This window comes from Bartonella sp. AA86SXKL (assembly GCF_042196885.1).
Genome location: NZ_JBHIRE010000003.1, coordinates 140,963 through 151,025, shown reverse-complemented (window position 1 = coordinate 151,025; position 10,063 = coordinate 140,963). Strand labels below are relative to the sequence as shown.

Sequence of the window (10,063 nt, the reverse complement as noted above, 5' to 3'; positions counted from 1 at the left end):
AGCATCTCAAAGGGGAACTAGCATCTCAAAGGGGAACTAGCATCTCAAAGGGGAACTAGCATCTCAAAGGGGAACTAGCATCTCAAAGGGGAACTAAAAAACTCTAAAACCGTTTAATAGTGAAGAAGCCCCTAAGCTGACAAATTGGAGTCCGCGCTGTCAACCTGTCATTTGGAAAATAATTGATGAATCCCCTTGTTTTTATCCTCTTATTAGTTTCATGTACAGATGATTTTAATAGTTGCTATTCGAACAATACAATGGTTAAAATCTATCCCACGGCTCAAGCTTGTGAACAGTCCATGGTCCCGTCCACAAAAAAGTTTGCACTTTATGGACAACAAATTTTTGCTCAATGTATAAACGTACACCCCAATTTACATCAACAAGAAGTAAACTTGATCTGGTCTGTAACAAACCATGGAAATTTCCTGCTTAAAAGCCAAAACGTAAAGGACAAGCTGTCTACAGTCCAGAAAGAAGATATTTTACCAACATCGCTTCCTCTTTTGCATTCTTCTTCCACAAACCTCTTGCACAAAAAACTTTAAAAGCATAAACCCATCAGATCTCAAAAAAATAATCAATGAAAGACATGATGGATAATAAGCGAATGCAACCTTCAAAAGACCATCACACAGAGCAAAATTCTCTGCCTCAAGATCTCCCTTTAGACCCTGCTGTAGAACGAGTAAGAAAAAAACTTATGGGTTTAATGATTATTTCCGTTTTAATAACGCTTTTCCTTATTCTAACCGTACTGTTTTTAATTGTTTATAAAGTGATAACAACCGGATCAGCGCCAAAACAAACAGAGCTATCTTCCTCTCTCAGCAAAAACCCACACGTTATCCATCATACGCTCTCTCTACCGGAAAAAACACAGATTTTGTCGCAAAGCCTCTCAGAACACAATATTGTACTGAAAGTTTTAACCCCTGATGGACAAACAAAATTTATGATTTACAATTATCACACCGGTGCACTTGTCTCCATTCTTTCTATTGAAACAACAAAAGAGAGAACGAAGATAATGCCTCATTAAGCAAACTAACATCAATAAGCGCTGACATAGCATCCTTGAAGGTTTAAACATTTTCTGCAAGCCGGCATTATCACACGCTTTGCCAGCGCGTGGGTGTTGCTGACAATCCTTGGCGCTAGAGAGAGAGTTCATAAGAGCCATTTTTATTCCTTTCTTATACAAATTTATCCACACGGGCTCTCCCCCCGCTTGCAACGTGCAGGCGAATGTTTTTTGTTGATTCAACATGGAACAAATTTGGAAATGAGAGAATTCTAGGGGTTTAGGGGCTCTCACCTAACATTCAAAACAATGAATTATTATTATAAATCAATGTGATAAGCATTAAATATTCACCACACGGGCGACGGCGCGTTTTTTACTGTATCCCCTCACTTAAATCTTGGAAAAGAAGCAACCTTTCTGTCAACGCATTCCCATTTTTAAGAAAACTGACATCACTTGGGAAAAGCTAATAAACGTGCAAGAAATACCTCTTCTTGAGTGTAAAAATTCAACATATTAATTTATAGTGATGATTTATTTTGCATGTCAAACGAGAATCTCAAATACTGTAAGATTCTCTCATCTCAAATCTATTTATGATGAAGCTCATCAAAATCATTTCCTCACATATCCTAGCAAGGAAATAGATGAATAAAATACCTCTTATGAATGATCCGCTATCAAAAGAAGAACTGTTGCAACATTGAAAATTAAAGCAATAACGCCCAGCTTACATCTTTTATTAAGCAAAGATAACCGATGGATTTCACATGATAGAATTCATGAACACCAGCGCGAAATGGGCATGAATACATTGAATATAAGTGTGAATTAAATAAAACAACGACATTGCGTTCTTCATAAAAGAACTGCCTCTTAAAATACACGGATGTGGTTTTCTCTATATCCCCTTACTTAAATCTCAGCAAAGAGGCAATCTTTTCTGTCAACACCCTTTGGTTAAGTCTCAATACAGCCCGTGAAAATCTAAAGAAAGTGCAAGAAGCTTCTTGAGTATATTACAATTTACTATCATGATGCCAATAACATCACCACACAAGCGGGCTTACACAGCACCCTTCAGGTTTAAACATTTTCCTCTACTTCAAGATTGACCACTTGAGCGACGACGCATCTTTCTCTGTATTCCCTTACTTAAATCTCAGCAAAGAGGCAATCTTTTCTGTCAACAGCCTTCGTTAAGTTTCTGATACAGCCCCATGAAAACTCAAGGAAAGCGCAAGAAGCTTCTTGAGCATATTATAATTTATTATCATGATGCCAATAACATCACCACACAAGCGGGCTTACACAGCACCCTTCAGGTTTAAACATTTTCCTCTGCCTCAAGATTGACCACTCGGCGACGGCGTGGTTTTCTCTGTATCCCCTCACCTAATCCAGGCAAAGAAGAATCCTCTTTTGTTGCTGTTTTTGTTGCTGTTGATGCATCTCCATTGCTAGAGTTTTCTGCTGTTGTAAGTGAAAGCTCAAGAGATGATTCATCTTGAGTCCGTACAGTACGTCGACGAGGAGAACGACGTATTTTTTTGACAGGTTCAACATTTTTCTCAGAGAGGCAGTGCTCTTGATCTGTTTTTTCATCCGATAGAGCCTCTAAAGCGTTTTCACGCGCATCCCCATTTTGCGCTTTATCATATTGGCCATTGCCATTTTTTTGCGACGACATTTGTAATACATCTGTATCACCCTCGACAGCATCCTTTTTTTCACCATCAAGATTTATTTCACCGCATTCTTGCCCATTGTTTTCATCACGATTTTCGTTTTCATCACCACGATTTTCATCACGCCGAACCGATTGAGACATTTGCCCAGCTGCTGCTAAAATAATACGCAAATAGTGCTCGGCATGTTGTAAATAATTTTCCGACATAACACGATCACCTGCACCTTGTGCATCACGCGCAAGGCTTATGTATTTATCGGCAATTTGCTGAGCATTCCCGCGAATTTTAACATCCGGACCGCTACTTTCATAATTGCGAGACAACGGATTAGGACCGCGACGATTATTATTGTTATTACCATTATTGTTATTATTGCGACCGCGTACCCGTCTATTTTGTTGTGGCCTCATCTTTATCCCTTTTTGGAGTGTTTGTCTTATGTGTGTCTTAATTGACGCTTCCTCATTACATTATCTTTTGATAATGCTGATCATGTTTAACATACGATTATCAAGCTATCCGCGTTTATTTCACTCAAACGAACCCTACTGATATTGATAAAAGCATATATTTTCTTGAAAATCACAAAACAGCAGGGAAATCGTAAATCAAAAATTCCCTTTTTCTCTGTCAAACAGCAGAAACCTAATGATGTTCACGTAAAATGCCAAGTGTTTTTTTTAAAATAAACCATATTTCACTAAAAAAATAATTATCTTGTGGAAAACAAAAAGGAAAACACACATATAACACACCTGACAAAGAAAAAATTCCTGCCAGAGAATAGTAGAAGCTTCCTTTTTTGCTCTAAAACCACCGCTCCTAAAAACGCCGATATTCTCTACCCCCTCGTGCATTTAACTCACAAGCACTTCCATCCCAACGAGTCACTGCGCGAACCTCTTTATTTTATAAATATAGCCTCTCTTCATCGCTAAAGCAACCCCTTGCGAGCGATAATCCACGATCGCCTCACAAAACCTCTTAACTTTTATAGATAGATTAACACGAAGTATTATTCAAGCCCTATAATCACCAAGAGATCAATCTTCTTTCCCAAACAAGTCAATGATACTATCAATTTTTATTTTAACCCATAGAGTTTTTAAGTTAATCACAGTTTTTATTTATAACAAATTGAGCTTAAAAACAAAATATTTAAATACAAAAAAATATCAAATTATGAAAAAAACGACCAATATGTCACACTTTTTTAAAAATCAGCTTCTTCTCAAAAAAATACCCTCCTCAAAGCCTATCAATAAGAATGGCCTAACGTATTTCCTTACTTATCTTTTCTGATAAAGAAAACTAGAATTATAAAACAAGCACATTTTTAAACCCAGCACAGCGCTTTACGCATGAAGAAGCCGTAAATGTTTATAAAAGGAATGTTTTTTACTCATTTTTGTCATGTCTATTGACTTACACCCTCAAAGAAGGAAGATTCTCAAATCACACTGGTCTGTCAACAATGAAAATACTTATAAAATTCATACACTAAATTGATTTGTAATGATAATTCATATTTTTTGTGTTGAGTAAGAAAATTAATACCGTAGGATTTTTCATCCTCAATCTGTTTGCTGTTGAATCAATCTCTTTTTCTTGCATGTTACATGTGGGAAAACCTGCGTGGAGTAAAAACGAAAAAAAAGACTAAAAGTGCCTCTTATGAACCGTCTCTAAGGCTAAAGGGTTGTCGAGAGCACCATTGGGAGCGAGCAAAGTGTGAGATAGTACCGGCTTATTCTTTGTTTAAACCATAAAGATGAACTTGCTTTATAAATTTTATACATTTCATGATGGTTTTACCATTATACCATTCACCAAAACCATCACGAAATGGATTTCCCACACTCGTTATTTCCCTTAAAAAAGCGCAACAAATCCTCCTGAAACTCCACCACGCCCCCTTAAACATTTCAAGGAGGCCATCCATACCTTATGTCGCCACACCTTAAATAAGAAGTGCGATATAACAAGATAAATAAAATTTCTATTGGTCTCGAGGCAGATCGTAATTTAAGGGGTTTTTATCTTTTCATCAAAATTCGCATCCTTTTAACTTTCCGTATAAAAACTTAAAAGTAATTGCGCCTTTTGCCTGTTTTATTTTCTCTTTCATTCAGAAAACAGTCTCGTAAGAGAAAATAATTTCCATCCCCAGGACGGACCCTCGTCAAACATTGTTTTTTAGCACTATCAGAAAGCTTATCCCACATTTCACGAATAGCAAAATAGGCCTCACTTTCCAAATTAAGACAATGCTGATAAACCTCTCTTTTCATATCGGGCATAACGGAAGCAGCAATTTCCTTGCAATATACGCGTAGATCAAAAACAGGAATAACCAATTCAACGGGTGCTTGTTGTGTTACTTTTTTATGAGAAGAAAAATAACTAACCACCTTTGCAACAACAAAACACAAAAACACTATACAAAAAAGTATTATGCAAACAAAAGCAATCTTGCGATATAATCTTTTGAAATAAGCCTTTTGTCTTGCTCGGATTCTTTTTTCCATAAAGATTGTACCCTTTAATATCCCAAGAGAAGCTTTTACAGCAAAAAATGATAGAAGTATCTGTGTACACAATACAGGTTATAGCCGCAAACGATCAAGACTCTTATGTCAAAAGACTCTCTTTTTTACCGTATAATTCTTATCGTATATAATTCTTATGAAACACTTTTCTCATGCCCTTTATGAAAAAATAGGGCTGATGATTTTCTCTCACCACTTTTAAAGACGAAGATTCTTCATCCATGCGGCTTTATAAACAATTCGTCTTCTTTAAGATACATCACATTGATTTATAAAGAGTATTTATTGTTTTTTCATATTGAATGAGAGACCCGAATACCACAGGATTCTCTCATCCTAAATTTGTTTTCTGTTGAAACGATCAAAACCATGTCGCTTGCAAGTTACAAGCGGAGCTGGCATGTGGATTAAAAACTGTACAAAAAAGGCATATGCCTCTTATGAATCGTCTCACGAACCAAGGCTTTCGTAACATTGGAAACTGGAAAAATATATGAGAGTACCAACCTGCACTTTTATGAAGCATAAAGATGAGGGAGATACCTTATAAGTTTTATACATTTCATAGGGGCTTTACCCCTATACCATTGACGAGTGTTCTTGTAAAAGGGACTTGGGAGTGGGATATCTCTTTAAAAACAAGTCCATGAATATGCAATAAATGTATATTCGGAGACAAATAATATTTTAATATTTGAGGCATTCTGTTTTTATGTGAGAGGCATGATCCCAAGAAGACACACGATACATAAAAGCATAAGGCATTATCTTCATTATTTAAATAATATTGCTATAGATAGTTTTGAAAATTATAAAGGAAAAAGATGATAGTCCGAAGAGTGATTGATATGCCTTTATATTTTTTCTCAATAAGGTTGTCTTCCTATTTCAGAAATCACTCAAATACAGCCCTCATCTGGCATATATAAAGTCTAGCTTACAAAAGCTGGAATCGCTCAGAGAGTTTTGCCCTTCTGAATCCGTAAGGCTATCATTCTTCTTTCTCTCAAACATGCTACAGCTTTGAAATTTGATGTTGATTGACAAGCAACAAAAAAAGCTCTGCACTCTCTTAAGAAAACAACGCCTTAAAGTTACACACATAATGGATTGGAAAGATGTCCTAGCTTTTTATCAAACGCGCTGTAAAACAACGAGTGTAACATATTAGCTTTGCTTATCCCAAAAATGTTCATCCCAATCTCTTGTATCCAAATCTCTTATATCTCAATCTCTTGCATCCAATTCCCTAGCCTTCAACTCCCTAGCCTTCAACTCCCTTGCATCCAATTCCCTTGTGTCCAATGCATAAAAATCAAGTTGAAGAAAATATATGGACACCCCTGAACTCGAAAATATGAAAGGAAGGCGTGACAGAGTTTCGCGTTCCTTTGTCATGCAAAAGCATTAGACATTCTGAAACAAGCACACTTACTGTCTCGTAATGATTCCTTTTTTCTGCTACCGGTCAAATCCCTTTATTTAGAGAATTGGCTATCACAAGTTATGCAACAAATAGCGCTATATGCAACAAACAGAACCTGATTTATATCCGCATGGAATTCGTTCCAGTTTACATGATTGGCTCGCAAAATCCACTTGACTTTCCCCTTTGTCTTTTCCCCTCATGGGATCTCTATCACCATAGAACAAAAAGCGATATTTTATGACGCTTTATGGACAAAATCCCCACCGCCCGAAGAGTTCATCACATGACGAAAAAAACACTCCCCATATTCACCACACACAAACACTTCAATATATAAAACTTACATGCCTTCTATCACCGCACTCTCAAAAAGCAGCACGACAACAAGATAAGAAATTATTGATGTAAAACTCCAAACAAAGAAAAAAACGGATTTTCTAATCGAGGTAAACAAATACTGTTAAATCAACGCTTCCATTTTTGATGATGTCACACCTATGCTTTATAGCACCCCTATCACACTTCATAATACCGAAAAATTTTCTCTGCCCTACGCACTATACGCATCAGAACCAATCAAATAAAACAGAAATGCACTATCTTCCTACTTTTTTGTTTTTGATTAAATAGCAAGATATAGCTGTAATTCTTTAAAGAGCTTCATACCATAGATTCATTTTATACATAATATCATCAACAGAATGTTTGTATGTGCTGCAGGAAGAATCCCCAGAACGCTCCATATGACCACTGGATGAAGAGCTGTTACAGGATTCTACAAGAAATGCCAGTGACATTGGAGATAACGCATCCTCGCTATCAGAATAATAAGCTGATAAAAAAGTGTAATCTTGTGAAGGAAGTGTCCCCGAATTTACTTGTGATGGAGCGGCAACAAAAAGAGAATTAAAGGTTCTAGGACCAATGACAATATCACCATTCGCTTGCCGCATAATACTTCTTGCAGAGTATATATGATTTGTATTGATTGCCCCCAGCGAAGCCCATTCATCCTGCCATAAATATGCATAATAAAGATCCATAACTTGTTCATGTTGAACAACGTTGTCAGCAGACATGGCTGTATCAAAGAGTGAGTTAGGAACATAATAAAAATTTATATCTGGAATAATTTCATATAGCCAGTACGTTTCATCAGGATTATTAGCAATCTGTTGCCGCGCCATTCTGTAAACTGCATCCATATTTGCAGTTGTAGACACAAATGCTGAAGTCTGTTGAGCAAGAGAGTGCCCAGTTACATGATGTATGATATCCTGATCATCCCCCCAAGGGGCAAAACCTCCTCCAAAGAATATAACAGATGGAGAGCGATCATCTATACGGAAAACCATATGGGGAGGATCAATAGCATATGACAGATTTACATCTGAAAAGAAAAAAAATAAAACTGTCACTAAAAATACTGAGAATGCTCTTTGAAACATTTTTATACCTTTGATATACACTCCATATTTTATACCTGTAACCTCTTGAAGCGTTACAGATATAAAAAGGGAGAAAAACCCCTATTGATCTTATTTTAAAGTGATGGCTAAAACCCTTTTTGCTGGCACATTACCCGCTTCAAAAATAACCATTACTTTTCTGTTCAAAATGACTGCGGTTTTTGCCAAATCCAAAATACTTTTTCCAACAATGTTATCACAGCCCCAAACACCTTTTTGAATGTCTGAAGTAGGGCTGATACCGTATCTGAGCTCTAGGAGACATTGTGCTCCTGCGCTAACGACTTGAACCGAATTAAGATAACCGTTTTGTTCATAAACTCCAGCATGAGAAACACCTGTTGTTAATGCTATTATCACCGAAACGATGGATATTTTTTTCAAAAAGCTTTTCATAATTTACCTCTTTTAAATTTATTGCAACGGACATGAAATGCATCCCCATGCAATCTAATGGATATTTTTAACCTCCTCGCCTCCTTAAAGACGAGAATTTTAACCAGCTTTAGCCCGTGATAAGACTGCCTCATCTCAGTCTATTCTTACCTCTATCCCCGCTGTTGCACGATTTATTTTACAGGCTCTACAGCAAAGCCTTCCCTTATTGATGCCGCGTGAATGATGACTCATGCACACAACAAAACACCGCATGCACAAGCTCTACCATTGGCGATATCTACCACTGACAATGTCTGCCATTGTTAATGTACGTGCATTCTACGGATTCAAAATGTGTCTATGATTTATTGCCTATCGCAAGCGGCATACTGTCAACAAAGACAATTAAGACACGTATTTACAGCCTCACTAAGCTTAAATCTGTCTAACACCAAACGCTAGAATGAAATTGCCATCTAAGCTCAAACGACGATTGATACAAAATCACTCAGTTTAAAATAGAATCAACTGTAGTTGAATATCTTAAGATAGATCCTCAATACCGATAACTCATGAATTCTGTAAAACATGAACGATTATACTCTGAGTAAAAACTGTAAATCAGAAAACTGCTAGGGTTAAAATAGCCTTAGTGTAGAAGATTGACCATTTTCCAAGCATCGCCTATTTAAGTCACAACGAATACAGATAATACGCTTAATTATCACGCACTCTCAGCCCTCGAATAACATTGATTGAATAGTTACTTCTGTAACAAATATCAACGAATTGCGATGTACTGTAAGCTCTATAGGCCAGCTCAACAATCTCAGGACTTTGAATATGAAATGTTCTTCCTACAATTTTTGACATTTCTGGCTCTTCTGTAGGCCTCGTTTCTAAAACAGAGAGAATATTTACCCCTTGCAAATTTTTATATGGAATTACAGAAATATTATTGATGATTTGTGAGCGAACCATTGTTCCACCGATATCTGAACAATCATCTGAAATAGTCCACGGACGTGCAGAAGCTGGTCCAGTAAGACACAAAGCTAAAAATATTAAAATCAATTTTTTCATTATAGAATACCTCTTTTTCATTTTTGGTTGATCAAAAAAATAAATGCTCTATGGACAGGCAAATAACTATCCTGTTCACAACTATCTATCTCACTGCTTTAAAGGAGCTAAATCCCATAGAGACACAAATCGAGATGGTTAATCACCCATCGTTTTACTTTTATCCGCTTCTTCAGCGTCTTGTTTGTGTTTCACATCTTCAAGATCTCTGATAATCGTTTTCAATTGTTGTTCTAAAATATCCAAACGCTGTGTAAGTTGGAGAATATTTTGAGTCTGTATTTTATCAAAACATTGGAGATCTTGACGTGTTTGCTTCAACAGAGCATTCAAAGGAGCATGTCCCATTCTTCCGCTAGCATAAAGAACCACACGAATACATTCAGGATCATCAATATCAGCAATAGAAAATGGAAAAAGTGCCATTATATCCC

At 36.6% G+C, this 10,063-nt stretch carries 10 protein-coding genes; 3 read left to right on the top strand and 7 right to left on the bottom strand.

The features are described 5' to 3' along the window. Window positions 1-185: 185 nt before the first annotated feature. Together ACFIO5_RS02930 and ACFIO5_RS02925 are read left to right on the top strand one after the other, a co-directional pair. Complete coding sequence (locus ACFIO5_RS02930; protein WP_375633374.1) at window positions 186-551, top strand: hypothetical protein; 366 nt, start codon at window positions 186-188, stop codon at window positions 549-551. A gap of 44 nt (window positions 552-595) precedes the next feature. Beyond that, complete coding sequence (locus tag ACFIO5_RS02925) at window positions 596-1,045, top strand: hypothetical protein (RefSeq protein WP_375655327.1); 450 nt, start codon at window positions 596-598, stop codon at window positions 1,043-1,045. A 1,312-nt stretch (window positions 1,046-2,357) separates the two neighbouring features. Here the strand turns inward: ACFIO5_RS02925 and ACFIO5_RS02920 are convergent. The 3 genes from ACFIO5_RS02920 to ACFIO5_RS02910 all read right to left on the bottom strand — a co-directional run bounded on the left by ACFIO5_RS02920 (window position 2,358) and on the right by ACFIO5_RS02910 (window position 5,249). Further along, window positions 2,358-3,131 carry a DUF4167 domain-containing protein gene (locus tag ACFIO5_RS02920; RefSeq protein ID WP_375636953.1) on the bottom strand — a complete coding sequence of 258 codons (774 nt, stop codon included), beginning with the start codon at window positions 3,129-3,131 and terminating at the stop codon, window positions 2,358-2,360. Between the two features lie 1,337 nt (window positions 3,132-4,468). Next, the gene (locus ACFIO5_RS02915; protein ID WP_375636952.1) at window positions 4,469-4,663 is read right to left on the bottom strand and encodes a hypothetical protein; all 195 of its coding nucleotides are present in this window, start codon (window positions 4,661-4,663) and stop codon (window positions 4,469-4,471) included. A 142-nt stretch (window positions 4,664-4,805) separates the two neighbouring features. Then, entirely contained in the window at window positions 4,806-5,249 is a 444-nt protein-coding gene (locus ACFIO5_RS02910) for a hypothetical protein (RefSeq protein ID WP_375633300.1), read from the bottom strand. A gap of 1,687 nt (window positions 5,250-6,936) precedes the next feature. Between ACFIO5_RS02910 and ACFIO5_RS02905 the strand changes: the two genes are divergently transcribed. Then, window positions 6,937-7,107 carry a hypothetical protein gene (locus tag ACFIO5_RS02905; RefSeq protein ID WP_375633301.1) on the top strand — a complete coding sequence of 57 codons (171 nt, stop codon included), beginning with the start codon at window positions 6,937-6,939 and terminating at the stop codon, window positions 7,105-7,107. Window positions 7,108-7,349: 242 nt separating this feature from the next. On the opposite strand, the gene ACFIO5_RS02900 is transcribed toward ACFIO5_RS02905, so the two are convergent. The 4 genes from ACFIO5_RS02900 to ACFIO5_RS02885 form a co-directional block, all read right to left on the bottom strand. Then, a complete protein-coding gene (locus ACFIO5_RS02900; protein ID WP_375617997.1) occupies window positions 7,350-8,147 on the bottom strand; it encodes a scabin-related ADP-ribosyltransferase in 798 nt (265 codons plus the stop codon). Window positions 8,148-8,237: 90 nt separating this feature from the next. Continuing rightward, entirely contained in the window at window positions 8,238-8,564 is a 327-nt protein-coding gene (locus ACFIO5_RS02895; RefSeq protein ID WP_375684127.1) for a hypothetical protein, read from the bottom strand. Between the two features lie 699 nt (window positions 8,565-9,263). Then, window positions 9,264-9,629: a hypothetical protein gene (locus ACFIO5_RS02890; RefSeq protein ID WP_375634556.1), complete on the bottom strand. Its 366-nt coding sequence runs from the start codon at window positions 9,627-9,629 to the stop codon at window positions 9,264-9,266. Between the two features lie 138 nt (window positions 9,630-9,767). Continuing rightward, window positions 9,768-10,055, bottom strand: a complete 288-nt coding sequence (locus ACFIO5_RS02885) for a hypothetical protein (protein WP_375633305.1) — start codon at window positions 10,053-10,055, stop codon at window positions 9,768-9,770. Between the last annotated feature and the right edge of the window lie 8 nt (window positions 10,056-10,063).

Excerpts from the sequence above, each read along its gene's own strand:
- ACFIO5_RS02890 (WP_375634556.1), bottom strand. The coding sequence starts at position 9,629 with ATGAAAAAATTGATTTTAATATTTTTAGCTTTGTGTCTTACTGGACCA.
- ACFIO5_RS02925 (WP_375655327.1), top strand. The coding sequence starts at position 596 with ATGATGGATAATAAGCGAATGCAACCTTCAAAAGACCATCACACAGAG.
- ACFIO5_RS02895 (WP_375684127.1), bottom strand. The coding sequence starts at position 8,564 with ATGAAAAGCTTTTTGAAAAAAATATCCATCGTTTCGGTGATAATAGCA.
- ACFIO5_RS02920 (WP_375636953.1), bottom strand. The coding sequence starts at position 3,131 with ATGAGGCCACAACAAAATAGACGGGTACGCGGTCGCAATAATAACAAT.
- ACFIO5_RS02910 (WP_375633300.1), bottom strand. The coding sequence starts at position 5,249 with ATGGAAAAAAGAATCCGAGCAAGACAAAAGGCTTATTTCAAAAGATTA.
- ACFIO5_RS02905 (WP_375633301.1), top strand. The coding sequence starts at position 6,937 with ATGACGCTTTATGGACAAAATCCCCACCGCCCGAAGAGTTCATCACAT.
- ACFIO5_RS02930 (WP_375633374.1), top strand. The coding sequence starts at position 186 with ATGAATCCCCTTGTTTTTATCCTCTTATTAGTTTCATGTACAGATGAT.
- ACFIO5_RS02900 (WP_375617997.1), bottom strand. The coding sequence starts at position 8,147 with ATGTTTCAAAGAGCATTCTCAGTATTTTTAGTGACAGTTTTATTTTTT.
- ACFIO5_RS02885 (WP_375633305.1), bottom strand. The coding sequence starts at position 10,055 with ATGGCACTTTTTCCATTTTCTATTGCTGATATTGATGATCCTGAATGT.
- ACFIO5_RS02915 (WP_375636952.1), bottom strand. The coding sequence starts at position 4,663 with ATGGATGGCCTCCTTGAAATGTTTAAGGGGGCGTGGTGGAGTTTCAGG.